This window comes from Aeromonas sp. 602396, from assembly GCF_049173735.1.
In the GTDB taxonomy this organism is placed as follows: domain Bacteria; phylum Pseudomonadota; class Gammaproteobacteria; order Enterobacterales; family Aeromonadaceae; genus Aeromonas; species Aeromonas veronii_A.
In genome coordinates this window covers 372,268-398,406 of the sequence record NZ_JAAKSD010000002.1, presented here as the reverse complement: position 1 = coordinate 398,406, position 26,139 = coordinate 372,268, and the positions used below count along the sequence as shown (strand labels likewise).

Below are 26,139 nucleotides of genomic sequence, written 5' to 3'. Positions count from 1 at the left end.
GCCAAAGGCCGGATAAACAACAAGCGCCCAGCCGGGCGCTTGTTGTGGTTATCGTGATGACCGGATTCAGGGTGTTGGGCAGGCGCTTGGCGAGCCACTGTTGCGGGGCCAGAGGGTGGATCCGTCGCTTTCAGAGAGCGGCAGGAATGTGACGCCTTCGCTCATGTTGGCTGGGGGCAGGTCATCCTCCAGCACATACATCCCCATCGGCAGGCTGCCATAACGCTGGTTGGCCTGCACCTGAGCGACCGCGAGGCTTGAGTAACGCAGGCCGAGCAGATCGAAATGATTGCGCCAGTCCCAACCGGTGAGCCGACTGAGTGCAACCAGCATAAAGTCATTGCCCGGTATGTCGCGCACCCGTTTGCCGCCATAGACCGCATGCCCCGAGTAGGGGAACAGGCTAAAGCCGAGCCTATCCTTGCTGGCATTCCACTGCACTTCACTGTCGGCTGCCGCGCCGAAGATCCGTGAATGCTGATAGAGCAGGGTGAAGAGAGTGAAGCCATCGTTCAGCCGGGTGCCATCAGTCAGGATCATACCGTGGGCGCGCAATGCCATCTGGATATAAAACGCCATGCGATAGCCGTTGTGGACGGCGTAGGCATTGCTCTTCCAGGGGGCTTCGTAGCGACTCTCGCCGGTATCGAGCACCTTGCAGTTGGCCCCGAGCACGAGGCGGTTGCCACTCCTGTCCCTTACCTGCGCCGCATCAGACATGAACACATAGAAGAGATCCTTGTGATTCATGTGCCCATCCTTGATGGGCGCCGTGTTGCCATCCCTCAGATAATGGGCGCGCCACTTCACCACATAAGGGAAGATGTTGTTGGAGTTTTCCCCCGCCCGGCTCCCGTAGCCACTCCAGTTGTCGGCATCGCCTGCCGCAGCGTACTGCACGTTCAACCGGTTGGTCTGCAGGTTGTGGCCCAGCTCGTGATTGTCGAGCCAGCCGGTCGGGCTGATGCTGCCGGAAGAGTCCCACGGGTTGCCGCTGCAACCGCTGCCGCAATGGGCATTCTGGTCATAGTTGGCATGCTGGATGATGGTGCGGGTATGGAGCGATTCATCGAGACACCCCTCCCCCAACAGTGCCACGCAGGCGTTTTTAACATCCGCAGGCAGCGACTCATCGAGCCCCTTGCCCTGAATTTTCAGGCCCGCCAGGGTGTAGACACCATTGATGTGATCCCGGGCGATGCTGTCGAGCAGGGCATTGGTGTCGGGGATGACGCCACCCACCGCCTTGGTGAAGCGATCCCGGCGCAGATGCTGTTCGGCGCCATCGGCCCGCAGATCGATATGGGGCAGCTCGGTTTGTTCCAGCCGCTCGTTGAACTCGCGGATCTGCTGCTCATCACCGAAATCCATGATGGCCGGATGACGGGTGACGCCCGTGGCGCTCACCTGGACGGCCAGCGATGCTGCCCCCCCTTCCAGATAGAGATAGATAGGGCCGCCATAAGGAGAGGTGAAGGTGACGCTGCCCCCCTTGGCCAAGATCAGTCGTCCGGTGGTCAGCTCCAGCGGGGCTCGATAGATCTTCTGCTCATAGGCGCGATTGGTGTTGGGCCTGTGGTAGTTGAGTCGGACGGTAGCAGACACATCGGCGTTATCGGTGCGTCTCAGGGTGATGGTTTGTCCCGGCAGGGCATACCAGCCGGTGGTGGTCCACTGCCCGCTGTAGGGAACCGCAATGCGCCGACTGTCGGTGAGCGTTGCGGGATAGGCATAGTGAGTCGCTTGTCCCTTCACTACCTTGCTGCGATCGGTGACGTACTCCCCCAGATCGGGTTGGGCCGGGGTACGAGTGCGGGCATAGCTCACCAGCCAGTCGGCAAACATCGCCTGCTGCCAGGATTGATGCTCATCCCAGGCGATGGGGTAGTCGATGGCGGCACGGTATTTGTCGGCCAGCAGCAGGGTGGCGGGCAGCAGTGTCGCGCCCTCACGGGCAAAGGGGCTGATCCCGGCCTTGTCGAGGGTGATGGCACCATTTCTCAGCCAGTCGGCACCCAGCTTGAACTGCTGGTTGAAGCTCTCCGAGCCACCGCAATTGATAAAGTTGCCGCCGCAGCTATCGAGCCACTGGGTCGTGAAGTTGCGATCCTGAAGGTTGCCAAGCAGGGTATCGACCGCCATCAGCTGGGCGTCGGGTGCCATGATGGTGTTCACTGCCAGATCGCTGGCTCTGAGTTTTGACCAGTAGTTGCCCCAGGTGACCAGCCCCATATCGAGATAGAGGGGGCTTAGCAGCGGGCTGGCATCGCGCCGATAGTTGGAGAGCAGCAGCGGGATCCCGGCCGCTTTGGCCTTGGCAATCCCCTGTGCGATCCCCTGATACCCCAGCCCCTGGCGGTCGATATCGCTGATCACGATAAGCTCCGGCGCCATGGTATCGATGCAGTCACTCAACGCCTGATAATCGCAGGTATTGGCCGGGTTGATGCTGTGCTTGTCGGGATAGATCGCCTTGAGCCAGTCCCGCACGCCTTCGTTATGGGGAAAATACCAGCTATCGGTGCGGCTTGGCATCTGGGCGGTGAGGATGCGCAGGCCATCGCTATCCTTGCCCCGGGTCAGCCAGCCAATCAGCCCCTTGAGCAGCGCCTCGCTCTGCGCTGTGCGGTCAACGGAAAACAGGTTCGCCCCCATGGCTGCCTGACGGTAATCGGCTTGCTCTGAGACCATCACCAGCCCCCGGATCTCGCTCTCCCCCTTGCCATTGATGTTGGAGGGGAGCAGGGTCACCGTGCTCTCCGGTTGGAAGCTGGAAAAGGTGATGGAGTCGTGGCTCGGGTTCCAGCTGATCTTTGCCATTCCGTGATAGAGGCTGCGAACCAGCTCAGTGCGGTGCGTCTCACTGTCGGCAATCGCCGCACGGGCATGGGCGATCAGGGATTGCTCGCTGGCAAGGGTATGATCTTCCCGGGCAATCGCATTGGCGGCATCGCTGATAAAGCGAGCCGAGATCTGACAATCGGCGCGCATGGGTGCTGTGGTATAGGTGTTGCCCGTCAGTGTGCCCTCACATCCTGCGATCTGCGCCAGCACGAAGCCACTCTCGGGCTGCACGGTGAAACGGCCCTGTTCACCGGCGTTCAGACGCAGGGCGTCGGGGCTGAGTGCGCCCCCCTGAGAAGCTTGGGTGGTGGCGTTGAAATAGACGGCGGCACTCTCCTGCGTGAAGCTGGCCGAGATCTGGCAATCGCTGCTCATGGGGCCAGTGGTATAGGTGAGGCCGTCCAGGGTGCCATCACATCCGCTTATCCCGGTCAGGAGGTAACCGCTGTCAGCCTGTACCGAGAAGCTCCCCTGTTCACCCGCCGCCAACCGCAGGCTGGTGGGGTTCAACTGTCCGCCCGCGCTGCTCTGGCTGGATGCCTCGAAATAGTTGGGGGTGACAGGGGGGCGGATAGGGGTCTCTTCCTGTTCGCCATCACCGCCGCCACAGCCTGTGATCAACAGCGCCAGTAAGGGAGTGAGAACCGTCTTTTTCATTGTCTGATACGTTCCTTGTGTTACGACGGGTAGGGGAGTCGGTAGTCTAATGAGCTGCCTTGCTTATTTCAACGCTGATTGAATGGTCATTTTGCTTTATTTTCAGCATCTTGGATGTTTTTTTGGCCGGCATTTGCCGTATTTGGTGTTGCTGGTGCAGCAGAACCGATAGGGATGGGGCGAGCCCCCCATCAGCACAGGCCATACCAGCCTGAGCTCACCGTAATGAGTCGCTTCACCGGGTTAACAGGGGATGCTGGGCCGCAGGTTTTGCCTGCAACCCTCGCAGGGGGGATGTCAGAGGGATGGATGAGCGGCGGGGTCGATCGTTGCCAGCGCCCGCATCTCCAGCTGCTGCTCGCCGGGGCGACAGACCAGCACCGAGCCTTGCTCGAACCAGTCCCCCAGCACGATACGCCGCGCGGGGTGGCCATCGAGGATGAAGTCGTGGATGGCGGGTCTGTGGGTGTGGCCGTGGATCATCATCCGGCAGTCGTGGGCGCGCAGGGTGTCGTCCACCGCCGCGGGCGTTACATCCATGATGATCTGGCTCTTGTGGGCATTTTCCATCTGGCTTTGGCCGCGCATCTTGCAGGCGATGGCCTGACGGCGGGCAAGCGGCAGCCGTAAAAAGAGCCAGCGCAGCCATTTCAGCTGGGTGATGCGGCGAAACTTCTGATACCCCTCATCCAGGGTGCAGAGCAGATCGCCGTGGCTGAGCACTACCCGCTCCCCATAGAGGTCGATGACGCAGGGGTCACCCAGCAGGGTCATCCCCGCGCGCTTGGCAAACTGCTGCCCCAGCAGAAAGTCACGGTTGCCGTGGATAAAGTAGATGGGCACGTTCTGCTGGCTCAGGGCCAAAAAGGCATCGGCCATCTGTTGATGGAGCGGATTGGGGTCATCATCGCCAATCCAGAATTCGAAGAGATCCCCCAGCACATAGAGGGCATCGGCGCCGGGGGCGTCGTGCTCGAGAAAGCGCACCAGTGCCGCGGTCATATCGGGCCGCTGGGCAGAGAGGTGAATGTCACTGATAAAGAGGGTGCTCATGATGTGGGGATCGGGCTCTCGGTCGAAACAGGGCAAACAGGGGTGGCAGAGATAGTAGACACAACAGGGGACGGATCGTGTGCTGCGGGCGCCATCGCGCTAGTTGAGGTATGGATATCGTCACGGGATGGCGGCTGCCATGACAGCTCGGCCAGATTGCATCCCTCCAGCGTCAGCAGCGCTTCATAAGGAGCGCCCTCCAGCCCCAGCAACCGGCACATGGCCGCCTCCCCTTTTAGCCCCTCTTCAAGGCGCAGACGTAGCACGTCACGGTAGAAGGCATCACCAAAACGCTCTAGCAGGGCCGCCATCAAGGTGAGGTGGCGCCAGCCGTTCTGCATCTCGATGGGAGCTGGGGTGACATAGAGCTCCAGTAGCCAGCAGGCATCGCTCTTGTAGCAATCGCTATCGATACTCTTCTGCTCGAGGCAGGAAAAGGTGCGCTCCAGCAGCCAGACATTGTCGCCTTTGTCGCTCGCCTGCCAGCCTTGCTCTGCAAAAGTAGCGGCAAACTCGGCGGGATCAGCATGCTGGCAGAGAATATCGAGATCGCTGCCGGGCCGATCGAGGCCGATGGCCAGCGTGCTCACCAGCGCCAGATCGGCGCACTGCGCTGCCAGCTCATCCCACACACCGGCGGTGAGCAGGACATGGGCCGAGCGCTGGCGCGGGTTTCCGTGGGCCAGATAGTCGAGGCGGCGCCAGTTTGGGCTGGCAGTGGAGGAGGCAGATGGAAAAACTGCGGCCGGGGCCGCAGTTTTGTCAGTGCCGAGTCGGCAGAGATCAGTCAGCAAGGGTCACCTTGGTGATCACCACGTCTTCTACCGGCACGTCTTGGTGGATGCGGCCGTAGTTACCGGTCTTGACGCCCTTGATCTTGTTGACCACGTCCATACCGGCAGTCACTTCACCGAATACGCAGTAGCCGAAACCCTGGGTGGTAGCGGATTTGAAGTCGAGGAAGTCGTTGTTGTTCACGTTGATGAAGAACTGGGCGCTGGCAGAGTGCGGCTCCATGGTGCGGGCCATGGCGATGGTGCCGATCTTGTTGGAGAGACCGTTGGCCGCTTCGTTCTTGATGGGAGCGCGAGTGTCTTTCTCTTCAAAGCCCGGGGCATAGCCGCCGCCCTGGATCATGAAGCCGTCGATGACGCGGTGGAAAATGGTGTTGTCGTAGTGACCGTCACGGCAGTATTGCAGGAAGTTGGCCACGGTTTCCGGGGCTTTTTCAGCGTTCAGGGTGAGGGTGATGTCGCCGTGATTGGTGTGCAGAGTGACCATGATATGTCCTTTCATTTGATGCGGACGACGAAGTGCCCGCAGGTGTATGGCATAAAGTGGTGGCAATTCTAGCCCATCAGGGGCTGGCGGCATAGTCTCTCTGGCGCCGTAACCGTGCTGGCAGGCGGGATTGGCCACGTTTTCTGCCTCGTTTTCTGCCCCTGAACGGGGTATTATGACCAACCATTTTACTCACAGGCAGTGGTTAGAAGATGCTGAAGATATACAACACACTCACTCGTCAAAAAGAAGAATTCAAACCTATCCACCCGGGCAAGGTGGGCATGTATGTGTGTGGTGTCACCATCTACGATCACTGTCATATCGGCCACGGCCGCACCTTCGTCGCCTTTGATGTGGTCGCTCGCTACCTGCGTTACGCCGGTTATGACCTCACCTACGTGCGCAACATCACCGACGTGGATGACAAGATCATCAAGCGTGCCGCTGAAACCCGCGTCACCTGCGACGAGCTGACCGAGCGTCTGATCGGCGACATGCACGCCGACTTCGACGCCCTCGGCATGGTGCGCCCGGATATCGAACCGCGCGCCACCCAGCACATCGAAGAGATCATCGAGCTGGTGCAATCCCTGCTGGAAAAAGAGCACGCCTACGTGGCGGATAACGGCGATGTGATGTTTATCGTCGACTCCTACGCCAACTACGGCAAGCTCTCCGGTCAGGATCTGGAGCAGCTGCAAGCCGGTGCCCGCGTTGACGTGGTCGATGCCAAGCGCAACCCCTTGGACTTCGTGCTGTGGAAGATGTCCAAGCCGGGCGAACCGACCTGGGAAAGCCCCTGGGGCCCGGGCCGTCCTGGCTGGCACATCGAGTGCTCCGCCATGAACTCCAAGCACCTTGGCAACCACTTCGACATCCACGGCGGTGGCTCCGATCTGCAGTTCCCGCACCACGAGAACGAGATCGCCCAGTCCTGCTGCGCCCACGGTGGCGATTACGTCAACACCTGGATGCACAGCGGCATGGTGATGGTGGATAAAGAGAAGATGTCCAAATCCCTTGGCAACTTCTTCACCATCCGCGACGTACTGGCCCACTACGACGCCGAAACCGTCCGTTACTTCCTGATGTCTGGCCACTACCGCAGCCAGCTCAACTACTCGGAAGATAACCTGAAGCAAGCCCGCGCCGCGCTGGAGCGGATGTACACCGCCCTGCGCGATCTGCCGGTGGCCGCCGCTGCCGGTGGTGACGAGCAGGTGGCGCGCTTCAAGGAAGCGATGGACGACGACTTCAACACCCCGGAAGCCTACTCCGCCCTGTTCGATCTGGTGCGCGAGATCAACCGCCAGAAAGCGGAAGACATCACTGTTGCCGCTGGCCTCGGTGCCCGTCTGCGCGAGCTGGGCGCCGTGCTCGGCATCCTGCAGCAAGACCCCGAGGCTTTCTTGAAGGGTGACGAAGCGGATGAAGAGGTTGCCGAGATCGAGCGCCTGATCGCCGAGCGCAATCAGGCCCGTGCCGACAAGAACTGGGCGGCTGCCGATGCCGCCCGCAACCGTCTCACCGAGATGGGCATCGTGCTGGAAGACAGCGCCGGCAAGACCAGCTGGCGCCGTGCCTAAGGGCTGCCGGTTGACGACCTGACGCAGAGCGCAGCCCTTGGGCTGCGCTCTTTTTTTCAGGGCCCGGCGCTTTGTTCAGGGCGCGGCCCATGCAAGCAAACATAAGGAAGATGGCACCATGAAGATATCCAGCTGGCCCGTGCTGGCACTGGCCCTCTCTGCGGCGGCCCTGATCGCCCCGGCCCATGCGGGCACCACCACCAGCGGCAAACTCGATCCGGCCGCCAGTGCCCGCGCCAAGGCCAAGGTGGCCCAGTTTCTCGACTGGGAGCGCCAAGTCAAACCGAGTGGCCTCTATCAGAGCGATCTTGGCGGCGCGCTGCCCACTATCGTCTCCCCCGAGCTGCTCTGCCTGCTCAATGCCGCCTCAAAGGCGCGCGAAATAGCCACTCGCGAGGCCCCCGACGAGAAGCCCCCCTTTGTCGAGGGTAACCCCTTCCTGCCCAACGCCTGGGATAACCTGCTGGGCTCGGAGATCCTCTCCTCGCGCGCCATCGCCGGCAGCCGGGATCGCAGCGAGGTCAAGGTGCGCTTCACCTTTGGCGAGCCGGGCACCCCGCTCGACGCCCCCAGCGGCACCTACCGTTTTGTCAGCACCTATCTGGTACTGGATGGGCCGCAGGGCGCCCGCATCACCGATATCGACGCTGGCGGCAGCTGCGATTTCTGCCAATCCGGCAGCCTGCGCGCCGCTCTCTATGAGACGCTCACCGCCTATCCCGCCGCAGGGGGAGAGCAGTGCAAGGGGTTGGGGAAATAGGGTTTTGGTTGGAATAGAAGCGTGTTTGGGGAATGTAAATAAAAACCGCAGCTCAAGGCTGCGGTTTTTTTTGGGTTTGCCGAAGCCTCGGCATCCTTCGGTCTGATCCCCTCGCCCCTGGGGAAATAGAGATACTAAAAAAGTCGTATTCGCATGGCTTGTTAGATTAAGGACGCAAGCTTTTTAGAGCTTCAATTTTAAATTTTTGCAATGGAATATCTTGAGGGCTAGCATTTAAATCAACATTTAATAGTAAGCGGATTCTTTCTGGGTTACTTAAAATATCATCAATGTGTGTACCACCCATACTTTTATATAGTTCAATACGTTCCCTCATATCCAAGAATTTTTTCTTAATATTTTTTAGATTGTAAACTCCTTCAAGTTCAAAAATAACTGAATTCTTCAATAACTTAGGGCAATTATTATTAATACCTACAGTTATTCTTGACGATTCTGGTGAGTTGAATGGAGTGTCAGGTAATACACTGAATTGAAATATATCTATTTGCTCCACTGAATCTCTCTTAGGGTGGAAGTGTTCAAGCATATCAGATTCTTTTTTGAAAGAAGAGTTGCAGCGATAGCATGATGGAAGTAAGTTATTAATTGATAATGCTAGAAATGGATATTTTGATTTTGGTAGGAAATGATCCAGTGCTGGAATATAAGTTTTTCTTGCAGTTCTAACAATTTCAACAGAATCATATGCACAGAATGGACATGGTGTTAGATTGTAAGATTCAATAATTCTCTCGTTAAATATACCTCTGAAAGTGTCATAGTCAAACATACTAAATGGGGATTGAAGCCATGGTGACAAATTTTCTATATATTTTTTAGTTATTTTATATCGTGACCTCTTAAAGTTTTGTACCCTTTTAAGAGCAGTGAGTTTTTTCCCAAGAGCATTTGCTGATAAGTTATCTTTGACATAGCTGAATGGGTTTTCTTGATTGCCTTGATTAAGATTAGTAATTTCGCCAAGAACCCGAGTAGCTTTTAAAATAATAAGTTCTTCATTTCCTCTGACGTCAATATCTTCTATGCCAGTTAGATTTTCATTTATTTGCGAGTAGTATCTATAAGGGTGGTATCGTTCTGCAAGCTGCGGCAGTGTCGTATAAACGTGATCTGCAATATTCTCTAATTCAGTTGGAGATGCATTAATTAAAGACATGATGTTGTCATTGCTAAATAACTCGTTAAATATATTCCTATGATTTTCTGGTATCTGTTCGGAAAATGCTCTGACATGAGGGATAACATTAAGTCTAACATGTTGCTCGATCTCATTTATGAGATTACGGTTTAGATTGGCATTAATATGTATCATATCCGCTCCAAAAGACTTCTAATGTTGTTGCTCGATATTCTAGATATAATGTCTATGTCATCTTGAGTTCGTGTGTTTTTGTTAAGTAATCTAGTTAGTGTGTCATTCGTTATTTCACCATAAGTAGACGAAATATGCAGACCTTGAAGATATAGATCTGTGATCTGTGTTGCATAGCCAGGTGAGTCACTAATGAAAACAACACCATTATCTCGCTTGCTCAAACTAACAATGTTTTCTGGAAGTAAATCACTGATTACTATGGGGGAGTGGCTGGTAATAATAAATTGAAACTTCTCTGCAACTGACTCTGTAGATATTAATGATATTATCTCACTTATTATTTTTCGTTGCCATTCTGGATGTAGATAGATGTCAATCTCGTCCATTAAAATTATATGGTTAGTCACACCCTTAGTCTTTTGAATATATCTGAATATATTTGCAAGCAGCAGTGCTTTTGCAAGTTCTCCAGAGCTCAAACCATCCCAACCGTATTCAAAGGCATCATTCAAGTGATATTTAGAACGTTCCAGACCTTCCATTATATATTGAATCTGGTTTGGCTCGGAGTGTATAAAAGTCGTTCTGTCTGGAAACTCATCAATGTTATGATAATTTTTATTATCATAGTTGCTCAGGTTTACAATAATATTATCTATTGCTGTGATATTATTTTTTAGCGTCAAATATGTATTTTCTTTTTCTGGTCGAAATGAATTTGATCTACCGACATCATCACTCCATTTATCTATGTTATCAATGTACTCTCTCTCCCATAGGTCAATGCTTGTTAAACTAATGCCATGAGTTGAGAATATATGTGCTAGAAGTATCGCTGCAATTTGAACTTGACTGCCATTAATTAACTGGGGATTATTTTTTGCAATTTGTGAGCTGATGCTTAGAATAAAGTTATTTCTAACTGAAATACCATTATCATTCTCATAAGATATAAATGTGTTCTTTATGTCATGAATGTTTAAATTTTTCTTCAAGAGTAATTCATTTAATATTTTGTGTGTTGCCTTATCTCTTTCAATATTATAAAAGATTTTTGATAGTTTTTGGCTGTCCAGTTTGTATAGTGTGATTTTATATTTTGGTCTTAATTCATTTTGATAATATCTAGATGATGAGAAAAAGTTAGACAATATTTTATTTTGATAACGTCTATTGGCTTTTGTGCTTTTATAAATAGATGGAGTAAGCGTTGATACAGTGCCCATGTTTTTATTTAATGATGAAAATGGCTCGGAAATGTTATTTATTTTCGCAATGCGCACATTGCCATCTAAATATTCATGTAAAATTTTATATTTTTTATCGGCATTTACATCTTTGGGTGCATAGTATCTAGTATGGATCTCATATTCATTTTTATCGTTATACCAGACCATGAATAGTTGCTGATTTGGATCTGTTCCGTCAGAAGAAATTAAATCCAAAATACTTGTTTTTCCTACACCATTTTTGCCTATGATGGCTTGAAATGATGAACCTTTATAATAGGTATCTATGGTTGGTGAACTTGCTATTGATAGAACGCCGCCCACATGCTCGCATTTGAATCCACCATGTAATCTAATATTAATATTCTTTAGGTGTTTATATGATTCTACATATATGTGTATTAACTTCAATTTATATTCCTTGATAATGGTTCTTTCGACATAGAGTGGTTTTATTAGGGCCGTGGGTTCGATTAGCTAAGCGTAATCGGACGTTCGAGAAATAAGGTGTTATTACGGTGAAGTACTCACTATCGGGCCTTCAATATAAAACCGTTTCCCGATAGGGATGGGCACCGCTTGCCGTTATACCCGCCATTATTTTTTCACCTATGCAACTATGTCGATGGCGCTTGTTGCATAGGTGCAACAATTAGCTCTCGCCATGGGGTGGGCGAGGGGGTGGCTGCGAGCTAACCACCCGCCCGATCTGTGCCCCGAATAGGCTGGGGAGTGTTAGCGCGGTGCAATGCGCTGCGCTTGGCGCACCCTACGTCTGTTTACCGGCCTCGGGGCTGCGGGTTGGCTGTTGCCCCCTGTTGTTCGCCGGGGTGAGCCCGTTTGGCCATTATCGTAGGGTGCAATGAACGAAGTGAATTGCACCTCTATTCGACGCGGGTTTGCTTGCAGCGTCAGGCTTTGCGGATTGCGCCATGGGCTTCACCTGCAAGGGGAGCGGTTAGCACGGACGATTACGCTAATCGACCCTACCGACCCTGCTGGCGAAGTCATGCCAACGGGGTTGGTGACCCCTCACCCTAGCCCTCTCCCGCAAGGGGAGAGGGGACGGTTACCTTGGTGCAATGCGCTGCGCTTATTGCACCCTACGCTTCTCCCGCAAGGAGAGAGTTACCGCGGACGATTACGCTTCGCTAATCGACCCTACCGAGCCTGCTGGCGAAGTCATGCCAACGGGGTTGGCGACCCCTCACCCTAGCCCTCTCCCGCAAGGGGAGAGGGGATGGTTACCTTGGTGCAATGCGCTGCGCTTATTGCACCCTACCGCTCACCCGCAGGGGGAGAGGGGACGGTTACCCTGGCGCAGGGGCGGGAGACCGGCTGGTCTCCGTTAAGGACGCTACCGCCCCTGACTGTCGCTGCCACATTGCGCCGTTGACCTTGGTTTGGGAAAAGGGGCCAACAGGCGCCGCCAAATATCTTACGGATTCATTGAGCGCTTAACTATGGCGGCCATCACGCAACTATCAGAAACCAGAGGTTTTTCTGCGCTGGCACAAGCTTTTGTTAATCACTGGTTGATTAATTGCGGGGTAAACCTTGTGTGGATGGTCGCCTTGGGTAATCCGTCGCTATCACCTTGATTCAAAACGGCGATCACAGACTTTTTGCGCCGTATGTCTAGACTGGGTTGGCCGCGGTCGCTGACCGCCGCCTCTGGATCAGCAGACAGGGTATAACTGAGCTGGCTCACCCCTATGTGTCACTGATGGAGGAGTCGGCCATGTCCGCTACCCGTATCTGGATTAAAAACCCCCTTGCCACCTTTACCCCCGAAACGGTCGATGGCCGCGGCGGGCTGGTGATTGAAAACGGTCTGATAAGCGAGGTGCTGGCGGCAGGCCAACAGCCTGCCCGACCGTGCGAACAGCTGTTCGATGCTCGCGACCATGTGGTGCTGCCGGGCCTTATCAATACCCACCACCACTTCTACCAGACCCTGACCCGCGCCTGGGGGCCGGTGGTCAATCAGCCGCTCTTCCCCTGGCTCAAGACTCTCTATCCGGTCTGGGCCAGATTGACGCCCGACGCTCTGGCGCTGGCGAGCAAGGTGGCGATGGCGGAGTTGTTGCTCTCCGGTTGCACCACGGCGGCGGATCACCACTACCTCTTCCCGCGCGGGATGGAGGAGTCCATCGATATTCAGGTGGCGGCGGTGCGTGAGCTGGGGATGCGCGCCATGCTGACCCGCGGCTCCATGAGCCTTGGCGAAGATGAGGGGGGCTTGCCGCCGCGCCACACGGTGCAGGGGCAGCAGCAGATCCTCGATGACAGTCTGCGGCTGGTGCGCCAGTATCACGAGCGCGGCGCCGGGGCGCAGATCCAGATTGCGCTGGCCCCTTGCTCCCCCTTCTCGGTGACCGAGGAGATCATGGTGGAGAGCGCCAGACTGGCGGCCGAGCTCGATGTGCGGCTGCACACCCATCTGGCGGAGACGCTGGATGAGGAGGCGTTCTGCCTTGCTCGCTTTGGCCTGCGCACCGTCGATTATCTGGAGAAGGTGGGCTGGCTTGGCGATCGCACCTGGCTGGCCCACGGCATTCACTTCAATCCGGACGAGATTGCTCGGCTGGGGGCGGCGGGCACCGGGGTGTGCCACTGTCCGGTCTCCAATATGCGGCTCGCCTCCGGCATCTGCCCGACCCTGGATCTGGAGGCAGCCGGTGCGCCGGTGGGGCTCGGGGTGGATGGCTCGGCCTCCAACGATGCCTCGAACCTGATGCAGGAGGCCCGTCAGGCCCTCTATCTGCAGCGGCTGCGCTACGGCGCCGAGCGCATCACTCCGCGCAAGGTGCTGGAGTGGGCGACCGTAGGCTCGGCCCGGCTGCTCGGGCGCAGCGATCTCGGTGAGCTGCTGCCCGGCATGCAGGCAGATCTGGCGCTGTTCAAGCTCGACGACCTGCGCTTTAGCGGCAGTCACGACCCCATCGCGGCCCTGATCTTGTGCGGCGCCGAGCGGGCCGATCGGGTGATGGTGGGTGGCAAGTGGCGGGTGGTGGACGGTGCCATCGAGGGGCTGGATATCGAGCAGCTTATTGCCCGTCACAAGGTGGCCGCCGCCGCGCTGGTGCATGGCTAGCCGACTCTGGTGCCACTCCCTGGCTGTATGGAGTTGGTATTCACCTGACAGTTGTCCACAAAAGGGAGTGGTCATATGGCTTCAAACCGGATAACAAAACAGTGCCCCCTACTGTGTTATCTGGAGTCACCGTAGACCTGCAACGAGAAAAACTCAGCCTGCCAGAGCTCGCCAAAGAGCTCAATGACGAGTAACTTCGCCTGTTCGAGCGTCTCAGCCCAGAGTTTCGAGAACGTCAGATTGAGGTCCACTACACCGGAGAACTGGTGGCTGTCGGCACCTTCTTCGTCGGCGCGATCCAAGGGGTTGGCAGGTGTATCTGCAAACCGTGCTGGACTGCTACAGCCGCCACGCCTGGGGACGGCTCTACACCAGCAAGCTGCCGGTGACCTCGGTCTATGTGCTCAATGAAACGGTACAGTCGTTTTTCGAGGCCCACGAGGCACGGGTCTATACCATCCTGTCGGATAACGGGCGCGAGTTCTGTGGGCGCCCAGACCATCATCCCTACGAGCTGTTCCTGCAACTGGAGGGGATTGAGCACCGGACAACCAAGGTACGCAGGCCGCAGAGCAACGGCTTTATCGAACGGCTGCATCGCACACTGCTGGATGAACACTTCCGTATCAAGGGGAGGACGACCTGGTATGAGTCGGTAGAGCAGATGCAGACAGACCTGGGTAGCTACCTAGCGCACTACAACACCCAGCGGCCGCATCAGGGCAGGATGATGGAGGGACTGACGCCCTACAGCATGTTCAAGAAGGGTCTGAAATTGATACCGAAGGAAGTGCGCTCTAAAGTAGCGTAAACAAGACACCGGCTTGAGGCCGGTGTCAGGTGATAACTAGATCTGTACAGCAGCTTAATAGACTTAATTTAAATGACTAACGGCCACTTCATTATTAACTCTACAGTCATTTTTTTTGATAATAAAGTAGCCAGCCAATTTTTTACCAACTCGTTGGGATGGCTTTTCCACTAGCTTATGTAAAACCCAAGATAAAAATATGCACCCACCAGTCACAATCAACAGTGAAACCCAAGCTTTCATGCCAAGATCGAGTAAGATTCTAAGCGCTACATAGCCAGCGACACCATGTATCACATAAAGTGGGTAGCTTATATCTGCCAGGAAATCGAAGAACTTGTTTGACCTGAAAAAATCCTGATACGTAAATGCAAAAATGAAGGTCAACAATGCAAATGCATAGCTCCATGCTACCGTTATTCCGGCAGCTGCGGGGCCAATATACCATTGCAAACAGAAAAGGCAAAAAATCACTCCAATTAAAAGATATGCTTTGTCTCTTTCAATACGACCACGTTGGACATAGTGAAACACCACCCCAATGAACATATATATAATATATTGCGACACTGTCATAAAGGTCATTGCCAATTGCCACAACCTTGCATCCGTATTACCCCAACCGGGAATATACTTATTAATAACAATCGATGCTATGAAGATAAATATCGGGGCTAAAAAAACCATGGTTGATTGCTTTCGAAATAGCACAATCAATAACGCACAGACAAAATAAAACTTCATTTCTATCTCTAGCGTCCACACTATTCCATCAATACCTCTTGACCATAAGACATCTCTAATACCAGGTATGTAATGAATCAATACCTCTTGAGTAGTGAATGGCCACTCCCTTGAAAAATAATGCGAGCTAATTAAAATGGCAACCAACGTAATACTAAAACCTACAATATATGTTGGCACAATTCGCAGCATTCGATTGATAGTAAAACCAAACCAACTTGTTTTTTGCAAAGAAAATGGAATTACGAAGCCACTAATGATAAAAAATAATGCTACACCATATGCCCCCCAATTAAATAATGAAAAGGCGTTTAATAATGAAACATAAATAGGAATTGCATGCGTTTCAAAGGGAAGCATTGGCGCATTTGTTAACACCTCTACAGCTGCACGGCTTGACCAAAAAACGCCATAGTAATGTGAAATAACTACAGCTAATGCAGCAAAGCCTCTTAGAGTGTTTGCGAAATCAATCCTATTGCTTTTCTGGTTTTGCATATGGTTGACGTAGATAGTGAAAGATTGACAAATTGTAACATGAACTCAAGCACAGTCTGTAGTGGTCAACTAAATCCGGACTCTTGATTAGGCGGATCCTCGGCTTTTGCTGGCGTGACCCCGTAATTGTGTTGATGTGGATGCCGCCAGTTGTAGTAATCGGCGTTGTTGCCCAAATCCCCCAGCAAGTCATGACTTCCCCAGCCCCTGGTGACCGCAACACTCGGGGTTTTCTGACAGGTAGACCCAGGGTATTGAGTTTGTTTATGGCGCTTACATACGCCATGACGTCTCCCACTTGGCCGTTTAGTTACGCAGACTGATTTTCCCCGCCAACAACTGCTTGAACCGATACATCACCGTCTCGGCCAGCGAGCGACGGTGATACCCCGATATCTTCTTCCAGTCCGCTAGCCCTTCCTTGCGCATCACAACACAGCATCATTTCTCGGGTGTCCCTTTTCCATAACGCCGTGCTTTCGCTAGTCAGGATACAGGCTGTCGCCCCCTGTGCGCTAGATAAGCTGATGGCTGGCTTTACTGTCGTCGGCGCCATCCGCATAAACATGTCCCAGCGAGACTTCCGCCGCCACGATATCGTGGCTCACCGGATCTACCGCCAGATGCAACTTGCGCCACACTCGCCGTTTTTCGGCGCAGTGTTTGCTGACCTTTCACTCACCTTCACCAAACACCTTCAGCCCGGTTGAGTCGATAACCAAGTCGGTAACGCGTCCCCTTGGGGGGAGCGATAAGCCACTTTCACCATACGGGCTCGCTTGCAGACACAGCTATAGTCCGGTGCGCACAACGCCAGATTCCTCAACTCGAGCAGGGAGTCGAGTAGTCCCCGAGTGGCCCGCGGGGTGAAGTTGAAAATTCCCTTGAGCATCAGGAAGGTACAGATGGTCTGGTTGGTGTAGAACTGGCTGCGGCCTTGCCGTCCGTGATAGTCGTGGTGAAACCAGTTGCTCATGGCCTCGGCATCAACCCAGAAGGTGGGTGAACCACGGTGAATCAAAGACTTGTTGTATTTAGGCCAGTTGGTGATGGGGTGCAGCGAAATGCCCATGATGCAAACTTGAAGAGGATGGTGATGAGCAGATCACCGAGTCCTCAGCTAGTTCCATTCAAGCTGCATCGATTTGGGCAACAACGCCTAGCAATCCATCAGGTAATAGCTGATATCCAGCTTCGCTTCCCGCAGGTTCAGGTATCCCGTTGCTGGGAGCCACTGTGACTTCAAGCTTCTGAACAGCAACTCCATCGGGACGTTATCCCAGCAGTTACCACCATGATTCATGCTCCAGGCCATGCGATAGCGCCACTGTCGTTGCCGAAATGCCCGACTGCCCTATTGGCTGCCCTGGTCGGAGTGAAACAGCACACCCTGATTGACAAGCCCGCTGCTGATAGGGCATCTCCAGAGCTTTGATGGCCAGATCTACATCAGGCTTACCAGAGATCGTCCAGCCCACAACTCGCTGGGTATGCAGGTCGAGCATCACAGCCAGATAATGCCAACTAGCCCCTGCCCAAACCTAGGTGATATAGCCACACCTGATTGAGTTGCTGGACATCAAATTTGCGGGCCAGCAGATCGGGAATATCCGGTCGTGCAGACCGGGCACCTTATAACGGTGTGCGCCCGGCTGTTTGGATGCCAACCCGGATTCCTTCATCAGGTTACGGACTTTGAATCGGCCAATCTGATACCCCAGCGTTCGCATCATCGACATCAAGGCGCGACTGCCTGCGGAATCCCGGCTCTCTTTGAACAAACGGCGCAACTAACGGCACTGTTGCATGCACTCACGGTTAATTACTCTCCTACGAACCAGATAATCATAAAAACAGAACGAGGGAGCATCGCAAGCGCAGCAGACCAAAGTGATGAGGGCTTTCCTCCAAGTCCTGTCAGGGATATCTAACGGGCTAAATGATCTGAGAGTAGTAACCAAAGCGAAAACAGGGACCGTAGAGCAGGACGGAGCCTCTCAGACCACCAGTCAGAGAACATTAGGCACCACGCAGCGCTTTCATGGCCATGAATACCCGGTTGGAGAATGGAATAACTTACCGGGTAAGGAGTGGTGGAAGTAAGCGGCCATACCCTGCCCCACGAGGTAAATCCCTCGGCTATATACAGACCCCTATAAAAGCCTGCCTTCAGCAGGCTTTGTTGTTATGAAGCAGTGGACTCGACACAATCGCTGTCGCCATTTTGGCGCCATTTAGGAAAAAGAAAAAGGCCACTATTTCTAGTGGCCTTTCGTAACTCTTTGATTTTAATGGTGCCCGAGGCCGGAATCGAACCGGCACGACGCGAACGTCGAGGGATTTTAAATCCCTTGTGTCTACCGATTTCACCACTCGGGCACCGCAATCGGTATCAAGCTCGCGTGGCGGGCTTGTCAATATGGAGGCACGTTCCGGAGTCGAACCGGACTAAACGGATTTGCAATCCGCTGCATAACCGCTTTGCTAACGCGCCATGCAAAAGAGAGTTGGCTCTCTATTGTCTGAATTTGGAGCGGGAAACGAGACTCGAACTCGCGACCCCGACCTTGGCAAGGTCGTGCTCTACCAACTGAGCTATTCCCGCATTGGTCTGGCTGACTGCCTGACTACGAGGACGCATTTTAGCGATGTTCCTCGCCCAGTCAACCAGAAATATTTAATTACCTGATCGTTCGGGCATTTTTTGCCCTTTTTGAACGGTTTTAGCGCCTTTGGCCGTTTCCTGCCTCAAATCAGTGGAAACCTCACCTTGCGGCGCAAGTGACTCACAGGTTGGCGTGGTGGGTCAAATCGCCCCAGGCGGCCTTCATGTACTGGAACATCGACCAGAAGGTGAGCACGGTGGCGACATAGAGCATCACATAGGCGAGCCACACCATCCAGACGTTGTATTGCCAGATAAGACCGGTGAGCGACACCATCTGGATCATGGTCTTCCACTTGCCAATCCAGCTGACCGCCACCGAGGAGCGTTTGCCTAGCTCGGCCATCCACTCACGCAGGGCGGAGATGATGATCTCGCGGCCAATCATGGTCATGGCGGGGATGGTCACCCAGATGGTGTTGTAGTGTTCGACGATAACCACCAGTGCGGCGGCGACCATGATCTTGTCGGCAACCGGGTCGAGGAAGGCGCCAAAGGCGGTGGACTGATTGAGCTTGCGAGCCAGATAGCCATCAAACCAGTCGGTGGCAGCGGCCAGAATAAAGACGATGGCGGCAGCCAGATAGGACCATTGATAAGGCAGATAGAACAGGATGACGAAGACGGGAATGAGCAAAATCCGGAAAAACGTCAACAGGTTAGGTATGTTTGTCATTATTTTCAGCCACTTCTTGTACGTCGCTACATAGTGCGCCAAAGCCGATTTGCGATGCAACCGCACTGGCGCCCGTCTTGGTCTTTTTAATCCATCAATCTTCTCAAAATGCGGGGGCCATTATGGCATTTACGGCCCCCCCGCGTCACGGCTCTTGTGCATCAAGGAGTTAGCGATTTTGCCATGCTGCTAACCCTGCTCAGGCGCTGTGCAAGCCATCGTGGATGGTCTGGGCCAGCTCCTGACTGATGCCGGGTACCTTGGCCAGTTCATCCACGCTCGCCTTTTTGACCTCCTGCAGGCCGCCCAGATATTTGAGCAGTGCCTGCCGCCGTTTCGGCCCCACCCCCGGAATATCCTCCAGACTACTGCTGGTGCGGGCCTTGGCCCGTCTGGCCCGGTGGCCGGTAATGGCAAAACGGTGGGATTCATCGCGAATATGCTGAATAAGGTGCAAAGCGGGCATATCTGCCGGTAAATGCAACTCTTCGTGACTCTCCCCCATGATGAGAGTTTCCAACCCCGCCTTGCGGGTGACCCCCTTGGCAATCCCCACCAGCAGCGGATATTTGCCGCCGAGAAACTCCAGCTGACGAGCCAGGATCTCTTCGGCCCGGCGTAACTGGCCAAGGCCGCCGTCGATAAATAGCACGTCCGGCACCTTGTCCGGCTCCTGCTGCTTGCCAAAGCGGCGCTCCAGCGCCTGCTCCATCGCCGCGTAGTCATCACCGCCAGTGATACCGTCGATATTAAAACGACGATATTCCGATGAGAGCGGCCCCTCCCGGTTAAACACCACGCAAGAGGCCACGGTGCGCTCCCCCATGGTGTGGGAGATATCGAAACACTCCATGCGGGCGATGGGGCGCTCCAGCTCCAGCAGCTCTTCCAACTGATCGTAGCGAGCAGTAATGGTGCTCTTGTGAGCCAGCCGCGATCGCAGCGCCGTCTCGGCATTGATGGAGGCAAGCTTGATAAAGCGGGCCCGTTCAGCGCGGGTTCGGCTCACCACCCGCACCTTGTAGCCTGCGGTCTGGCTCAGGGTCTCGGCGATGACGCTCTCATCCTCCAACGCCACATCGAGCAGCACCTCACTCGGGATCTGCCGCCCCCCCTGCCCCGACAGATAGAACTGCAGCAGGAAGGATTGCACCACCTCGTCGAGCGGGGTGTCAGCCGGCACTTTCGGGAAGTAGCTGCGCGAGCCCAGCACCTTGCCCTGACGGATAAAGAGCACGTGGATGCAGGCAGCGCCTTGCTCGAAGGCGACCCCCACCACATCCAGCTCGTCCAGCACGTTGCCGCTCACCGACTGCTGCTCGGTGACCCGGCGCAGCGCCAGGATCTGATCCCGATAGCGGGCTGCCTCTTCAAAGCGCAGATCGCCGCTGGCGGACTCCATCTTGCCCACCAGCTCGCCTATTACCTGCTGGTTCTTGCCCGCCAGAAACAGCTTGGCCAGCTCCACCTGCTGGGCATATTCGGCTTCGCTCACCAACCCGGGTACGCAAGGGCCAGCGCAACGCTTGAGCTGATAGAGCAGACAGGGACGGGTGCGGTTGGCATAGACCGCATCCTCGCACTGGCGTACCGGAAATATTTTCTGCATCAGATGCAAACTCTCGCGCACCGCGCCGCCAGAGGGGTACGGGCCGAAGTACTCTCCTTTGATCTTGCGGGCACCGCGATGGACGCCGATACGCGGATGCTGGTGCGCGGTGATGATGATCCAGGGGTAGGATTTGTCGTCCCTCAGCAGCACGTTGTAACGGGGCTGGTACTGCTTGATGAGATTGTGCTCGAGGATCAGCGCCTCGGTCTCGGTGTGGGTGACGGTGACCTGGATATCGGCGATCTGTCGCACCAGGGTGCGGGTCTTGATGCTGTCGACGTTGGTGCGAAAGTAGGAGGCGAGCCGCTTTTTCAGATCCTTGGCCTTGCCCACATAGATCACGGTGCCACCGCTGTCATACATGCGGTAGACGCCACTTTGATGGGTGACGGCGCTCAGAAACGCCTTGCTATCGAAGAGAGGTTCGGGAGAGAGGGTCATCAGCTACTCGGCTCACACAAAGGCAAAAATTGACGGGCAGAGCATACTGCCCCCGCCGCCTGAAAAGCAAAAGGGCAGAAAAGCAAAAAGGCGGCACGCGCCGCCTTTGTGACCACACGCCACCCGATTAGAGGGTATCGGCATCCAGCATGCCATAGCGAATGGCCAGATGGGTCAGTTCCACGTCACCGTTGATCCCCAGCTTGCTGAACAGCCGATAGCGGTAGCTGTTGACCGTCTTCGGGCTCAGGTTGAGCTGCTCGGAGATATCGGTCACCTTCTGCCCCTTGGTGATCATCATCATGATCTGCAGCTCGCGCTCGGAGAGGGACTTGAAGGGATTCTCGTCAGCGGAGGCAAACTGGCTGAGGGCCATCTGCTGGGCAATCTCCGGGGAGATGTAGCGCTGACCGGAGTGCACCAACCGGATCGCCTGGATCATCTCGTCAGGGGCAGCCCCCTTGGTAAGGTAACCGGCGGCGCCGGCCTGCATCACCTTGGTGGGGAACGGATTTTCTGAATGAATTGTCAGCACTATGATGCGCACATCGGGGCGGATCCGCAGAATTTTGCGGGTCGCTTCCAGACCACCAATACCCGGCATGTTCATGTCCATCAGGATCACGTCCGGATGGTGTTGGCGACAGAAAGTGACTGCGGTCTCGCCGCTCTGTGCCTCGCCTACCACCTTGATCCCGCGCACATCTTCAAGAATGCGTCTTATCCCTGTACGCACCAGCTCATGATCATCGACCAGGAATACATTTATCACCCAAACACCCCGTTTTATCTCGTTTTAGCCGCCCGGTTAGGGTTAACAGGGCGTCTTGCATCATAACCAAACTCGTCGCTTTGGCAAACCATGCACGCCAAAAGTTTGAGAAAACCCATGTTTAGCGTTTAAAATCAAATAATTATATAAATTTTCAAAACAAAAAACGGTGCCTTGCGACACCGTTTTTCATGACGTTAGTGCTGTGGCCATCACTTGGCCAAAAAGGCGCGCACCTTCTCCAGATCGGCCTGGGTATCCACCCCGACCGGCGGCGCTTCAAAGGCCTGGGCGACGTGGATCTTCTCCCCGTACCAGAGCACCCGCAGTTGCTCCAGTGCCTCGACCTGCTCCAGCACGCTCGGTGCCCAGTCTACGTAACGTTGGATAAATCCGGCGCGATAGGCGTAGATACCGATATGACGCTGGTAGTGGTCGCCAATCTGCTCATGGCTCTTGGCAAAGCGATCCCGATCCCAGGGAATGCTGGCGCGACTGAAATAGAGGGCGTAGCCATCCTTGTCAGTCACCACTTTCACTGCGTTCGGGTTGAACGCCTCTTCGGCATCCTTGATCGGCACCGACAGGGTCGCCATCGGCGCCGTGGCGGCAGCCAGATTGTCTGCCACCTGACGAATGATGGCGGGCGGAATGAGCGGCTCATCCCCCTGCACATTGACGATGATGGTATCGGCGGCAAAGCCGTAGTGACGGCACACCTCGGCCAGACGCTCGGTGCCGGACTGATGATCCGGTGAGGTCATGCACACCTCGACGCTGGTGCTCAGCAGTGCCTGCTGCACCCGCTCGTCATCGGTGGCGACGATCACCCGATCGGCACCCGATTGCAGGGCTTTCTCCACCACGTGCTGCACCATGGGCTTGCCATGGATATCCGCCAGCGGCTTGCCCGGCAGACGGGTTGACGCATAGCGGGCAGGAATGACGACGACGAAACTCATGACGGCAGCTCATCGCTGTTGAGCGGACGGGCACGGTTCTCCAGCAGCACCGGGATCCCCTCCTCCAGCGGATAGGCCAGCTTGTCAAAGCGGCAGACCAGCTCATGAACTGCTTTGTTGTAGTGCAGCTTACCCTTGCAGACCGGGCAGGCGATGATGTCGAGCAACTTGATGTCCAAAGCCAAAACGATACTCCTTCAACGATGTCGCGCTGGCGGCTTCATCACGCCAGCGATGGATGTCGAGCAACCAGATATTCCATACGGGACCGCTATTGGTCCACTTCTCCCTCGCTCAGGCAAGGGAGATTAATCTTGCGCCTTGGTCGCACCCTTTGCCTTCGCCCCCAGCTTGTGCAGCAGGGCATCGAGCAGGGAGGCGGGCAACTCGGCACTGACCGGCAGATACCACCAGTTATCGAGGGCAAACGGGCGGCACTTGACCGCATCCTTCTCGGTCATCAGCAGCGGCTTGCTGGCAAAGCGCCCCACCAGCTCATCCCGATCGAAGGGGTGATGATCGCCGTAGGCGGCCTGCTGATCCAGCTGATAGCCGAGCCCTTCTAGGGTGGCAAAGAAGCGGGGTGGATGACCGATCCCCGCCAGCGCATCAACCGGCCCCGACAAGGGGGCGGCAAGCGGTGCATCGTCGCGCACCCGTCGCGGGGTGTCGGCGACCAGTTGCATGGGGTACTCCCCCTTGCCCGGCTCGCCGCCGTTGCAGATGATGGCGTCCACCCGTTTGAGCCGAGTGATCGGCTCGCGCAGCGGCCCCATCGGCAGCAAGCAGGCGTTGCCGAAACGGCGCGCTCCGTCCACCACCACCAGCTCGATGTCGCGGGCCAGCGCATAGTGCTGCAGACCATCGTCGGTGATGATGATATCCACCTCACCGCTCTGCTCCAGCAGTCGTACCGCGTCGGCCCGTTTCGGGGCAACCACCACGGGGCAGCCGCAGCGCCGGGCAATCAGCACCGGCTCATCTCCGGCCTGCGCCGTGGTGCTGGTCTCATCCAGCCGATAGGGGTAATGGGGCGCCTTGCCGCCATAACCACGGCTCACCACCCCGGGGCGATAGCCGCGGGCTTGCAACTGCTCCACCAGCCAGACCACCACTGGCGTCTTGCCGTTGCCCCCCACCGAAATATTGCCCACAACAATGACCGGCAAGGAGGAGCGATACCCCTTGCGCCAGCCATGACGATAGGCGTAGCGGCGGGTGCCGCTGATGATGGCGAACAGCAGGGCAAAGGGGGCCAGCAACCAGCGCCAGCCACTTTTGCGATACCAGAGCCGTTCCAGCATCAGGCCTTGCTTCCCGCGTTGCCAAACTGAATAGCGCGCAGCTGGGCATAGGTGCCGCGCTGCTCCATCAATGCTTCGTGGTTCCCGCGCTCGACGATATGGCCTTCGTCGATCACCAGGATCTCGTCCGCCTTCTCGATGGTGGAGAGACGGTGGGCGATCACCAGCGAGGTACGCGCTTTGCAAAGCTCGTCGATAGCCGCCTGAATGTGGCGCTCGGATTCGGTATCGAGGGCCGAGGTGGCCTCATCCAGCAGCAGAACCGGCGCATCGCGCAGCAGGGCGCGCGCAATGGCAACACGCTGACGCTGACCACCGGAGAGGGATGCACCGTTCTCGCCAACCACAGTGTCATACCCGTTGCTCATCTTGCTGACGAATTCGTCGGCATGAGCGATGCGGGCAGCCTGCACGATCTGGTCGCGGCTGTATTTGTCTTCCGCGGCGTAGGCGATGTTGTTGGCCACCGAGTCGTTGAACAGGTGGACATGCTGGGAGACCAGCGCGTACTGCTTGCGCAGCTCGCTCAACTTGTATTCGCGGATGTTGATGCCATCCAGCAGGATCTCGCCCTGATCGATGTCGTAGAAGCGGGTCAGCAGGCTGGCAATGGTACTCTTGCCAGAGCCGGAACGGCCCACCAGCGCCACCGACTTACCCGCCTCCACCTTGAAGCTGACGTTGTGCAGCGCCGGGGTGTCCTTGGTCGGGTAGGTGAAAGTGACGTTGCGAAACTCGATCTCGCCGCGAGCACGCTCCAGAGTACGGGTGCCGGTATCCTGCTCAGGCTCGCTGTCGAGCAGGCCAAACAGGCTGTGGCAGGCAGTGATGGCGCGCTGAAACTGGTTGTTGACGTCGGTCAGGCTTTTCAGCGGCTTGAGCAGCATCATCATGGAGGTGATCATGACGGTAAACGTACCGGCAGTCAGCTCGCTGCGCACACTGTCGATGGTAGCTACATAGAGGAAGGCAGCCAGCGCGATGGAGGCAACCATCTGCACCACAGGGCTGCCGATGGCATCAGCCGCGACCATCTTCATGGTTTGCTGGCGCATGTTGTTGCTGACCTGGAAGAAGCGTTTCTCTTCCACCTTCTGGCCACCAAACATCAACACCTCTTTGTGCCCTTTGAGCATCTGCTCGGTGGAGGTGGTGATATCCCCTACCGCCTGCTGGATGTGACGGCTGATCTGGCGGAAACGGCGGCTGATAAGGCCGATGATGACCCCCACCAGCGGGCCAACCACCAGGAAAATCACCGACAGCTGCCAGGAGTGCCAGAACATCAGGCCGAGCAGACCGACCACGGTCGCCCCTTCCCGCACCAGGGTCACCAGCGTGGTGCTCGCCGCCGAGGAGACCTGACTGGCGTCATAGGTCACCTTGGAGAGCAGATGACCGGTGTTCTGACGGTCGAAGAAGCTCATCGGCATCGCCACCATGTGATTGAACACCTGCTGTTGCAGACGCATCACGACGTGGTTGCCGACCCAGGCCATGCAGTAGTTGGAGAGAAAGTTGGCGACACCGCGCAGGGCCACGATGCCGAGGACGAAGAAGGGCATCCATTTCAAAACGGTGCTGTCGTTGCCATTGATGCCCTGATCGATCAGCGGCTTGATGGAGTAGACAAAGGTGGTATCCACGGCGGCGTAGCCCAGCATCCCGATGATGCCACCGACCAGGCCCAGCTTGCGATCACGGACATAACCGAGCAGGCGCTTGAATACTGGCCAGCTCTCTTGTGAGGTTTCTTGTTGCATGAATAGCCGTTAGTAATGGAAATGACGGGCTATTCTAGCCAA

Annotated in this window: 17 protein-coding genes, 3 tRNA genes and 3 pseudogenes; 4 read left to right on the top strand and 19 right to left on the bottom strand. The window is 55.5% G+C overall.

Annotated features, from left to right (window positions below; all coding sequences use genetic code 11):
* Window positions 1–66 precede the first annotated feature (66 nt).
* The 4 genes from G5229_RS05425 to G5229_RS05410 form a co-directional block, all read right to left on the bottom strand.
* A complete protein-coding gene (locus G5229_RS05425; RefSeq protein ID WP_421208744.1) occupies window positions 67–3,501 on the bottom strand; it encodes an ImpA family metalloprotease in 3,435 nt (1,144 codons plus the stop codon).
* A 297-nt stretch (window positions 3,502–3,798) separates the two neighbouring features.
* Window positions 3,799–4,554, bottom strand: coding sequence for a UDP-2,3-diacylglucosamine diphosphatase (gene lpxH / locus G5229_RS05420; RefSeq protein WP_421208743.1), 756 nt, complete (start codon window positions 4,552–4,554; stop codon window positions 3,799–3,801).
* The gene (locus tag G5229_RS05415) at window positions 4,551–5,348 is read right to left on the bottom strand and encodes a DUF4269 domain-containing protein (protein WP_421208742.1); all 798 of its coding nucleotides are present in this window, start codon (window positions 5,346–5,348) and stop codon (window positions 4,551–4,553) included. The genes lpxH and G5229_RS05415 overlap by 4 nt, the downstream gene beginning before the upstream one ends.
* Window positions 5,338–5,835: a peptidylprolyl isomerase gene (locus G5229_RS05410; protein ID WP_005337417.1), complete on the bottom strand. Its 498-nt coding sequence runs from the start codon at window positions 5,833–5,835 to the stop codon at window positions 5,338–5,340. The genes G5229_RS05415 and G5229_RS05410 overlap by 11 nt, the downstream gene beginning before the upstream one ends.
* Window positions 5,836–6,047: 212 nt before the next feature.
* Here G5229_RS05410 and cysS point away from each other — a divergent pair, with 212 nt between their 5' ends.
* Both cysS and G5229_RS05400 read left to right on the top strand, forming a co-directional pair.
* Window positions 6,048–7,424: a cysteine--tRNA ligase gene (cysS, locus tag G5229_RS05405; RefSeq protein WP_421208741.1), complete on the top strand. Its 1,377-nt coding sequence runs from the start codon at window positions 6,048–6,050 to the stop codon at window positions 7,422–7,424.
* A 118-nt stretch (window positions 7,425–7,542) separates the two neighbouring features.
* Window positions 7,543–8,184: a hypothetical protein gene (locus G5229_RS05400; protein ID WP_043849439.1), complete on the top strand. Its 642-nt coding sequence runs from the start codon at window positions 7,543–7,545 to the stop codon at window positions 8,182–8,184.
* 166 nt (window positions 8,185–8,350) lie between these two features.
* Here G5229_RS05400 and G5229_RS05395 read toward each other — a convergent pair whose 3' ends face one another.
* Window positions 8,351–9,520 carry a hypothetical protein gene (locus G5229_RS05395; RefSeq protein ID WP_421208740.1) on the bottom strand — a complete coding sequence of 390 codons (1,170 nt, stop codon included), beginning with the start codon at window positions 9,518–9,520 and terminating at the stop codon, window positions 8,351–8,353.
* Entirely contained in the window at window positions 9,517–11,163 is a 1,647-nt protein-coding gene (locus G5229_RS05390; protein ID WP_421208739.1) for an AAA family ATPase, read from the bottom strand. The genes G5229_RS05395 and G5229_RS05390 overlap by 4 nt, the downstream gene beginning before the upstream one ends.
* A gap of 1,330 nt (window positions 11,164–12,493) precedes the next feature.
* Here G5229_RS05390 and G5229_RS05385 point away from each other — a divergent pair.
* Together G5229_RS05385 and G5229_RS05380 are read left to right on the top strand one after the other, a co-directional pair.
* Window positions 12,494–13,849, top strand: a complete 1,356-nt coding sequence (locus G5229_RS05385; RefSeq protein WP_421208738.1) for an 8-oxoguanine deaminase — start codon at window positions 12,494–12,496, stop codon at window positions 13,847–13,849.
* A gap of 176 nt (window positions 13,850–14,025) precedes the next feature.
* Window positions 14,026–14,660 (top strand): annotated as a pseudogene (locus G5229_RS05380) (integrase core domain-containing protein); the annotation flags it as partial.
* Between the two features lie 63 nt (window positions 14,661–14,723).
* On the opposite strand, the gene G5229_RS05375 reads toward G5229_RS05380, so the two are convergent.
* The 13 genes and pseudogenes from G5229_RS05375 to msbA form a co-directional block, all read right to left on the bottom strand.
* Window positions 14,724–15,902 carry an acyltransferase family protein gene (locus G5229_RS05375; protein WP_216953306.1) on the bottom strand — a complete coding sequence of 393 codons (1,179 nt, stop codon included), beginning with the start codon at window positions 15,900–15,902 and terminating at the stop codon, window positions 14,724–14,726.
* 220 nt (window positions 15,903–16,122) lie between these two features.
* Window positions 16,123–16,974, bottom strand: a pseudogene (locus G5229_RS05370) (IS5 family transposase); the annotation flags it as partial.
* A gap of 93 nt (window positions 16,975–17,067) precedes the next feature.
* Window positions 17,068–17,803 (bottom strand): annotated as a pseudogene (locus tag G5229_RS05365) (IS3 family transposase); the annotation flags it as partial.
* 391 nt (window positions 17,804–18,194) lie between these two features.
* A tRNA-Leu gene (locus G5229_RS05360) sits at window positions 18,195–18,281 on the bottom strand.
* Window positions 18,282–18,322: 41 nt separating this feature from the next.
* A tRNA-Cys gene (locus tag G5229_RS05355) sits at window positions 18,323–18,396 on the bottom strand.
* Between the two features lie 35 nt (window positions 18,397–18,431).
* Window positions 18,432–18,507, bottom strand: a tRNA-Gly gene (locus G5229_RS05350).
* 181 nt (window positions 18,508–18,688) lie between these two features.
* Window positions 18,689–19,243 carry a CDP-diacylglycerol--glycerol-3-phosphate 3-phosphatidyltransferase gene (gene pgsA, locus G5229_RS05345; RefSeq protein ID WP_005337443.1) on the bottom strand — a complete coding sequence of 185 codons (555 nt, stop codon included), beginning with the start codon at window positions 19,241–19,243 and terminating at the stop codon, window positions 18,689–18,691.
* 199 nt (window positions 19,244–19,442) lie between these two features.
* Window positions 19,443–21,296 carry an excinuclease ABC subunit UvrC gene (gene uvrC / locus G5229_RS05340; protein ID WP_005337446.1) on the bottom strand — a complete coding sequence of 618 codons (1,854 nt, stop codon included), beginning with the start codon at window positions 21,294–21,296 and terminating at the stop codon, window positions 19,443–19,445.
* Window positions 21,297–21,423: 127 nt separating this feature from the next.
* On the bottom strand, window positions 21,424–22,068 hold the full coding sequence (uvrY, locus tag G5229_RS05335; protein WP_005337448.1) for a UvrY/SirA/GacA family response regulator transcription factor: 645 nt from the start codon (window positions 22,066–22,068) through the stop codon (window positions 21,424–21,426).
* A 212-nt stretch (window positions 22,069–22,280) separates the two neighbouring features.
* Window positions 22,281–23,030 (bottom strand): 3-deoxy-manno-octulosonate cytidylyltransferase, encoded by a 750-nt coding sequence (kdsB, locus tag G5229_RS05330; RefSeq protein WP_421208737.1) that lies wholly within the window; start codon window positions 23,028–23,030, stop codon window positions 22,281–22,283.
* Complete coding sequence (locus G5229_RS05325) at window positions 23,027–23,215, bottom strand: Trm112 family protein (RefSeq protein WP_005347033.1); 189 nt, start codon at window positions 23,213–23,215, stop codon at window positions 23,027–23,029. The genes kdsB and G5229_RS05325 overlap by 4 nt, the downstream gene beginning before the upstream one ends.
* 123 nt (window positions 23,216–23,338) lie before the next feature.
* A complete protein-coding gene (gene lpxK, locus G5229_RS05320) occupies window positions 23,339–24,334 on the bottom strand; it encodes a tetraacyldisaccharide 4'-kinase (protein ID WP_421208736.1) in 996 nt (331 codons plus the stop codon).
* Window positions 24,334–26,097, bottom strand: a complete 1,764-nt coding sequence (msbA, locus tag G5229_RS05315) for a lipid A ABC transporter ATP-binding protein/permease MsbA (RefSeq protein ID WP_157160501.1) — start codon at window positions 26,095–26,097, stop codon at window positions 24,334–24,336. The genes lpxK and msbA overlap by 1 nt, the downstream gene beginning before the upstream one ends.
* Between the last annotated feature and the right edge of the window lie 42 nt (window positions 26,098–26,139).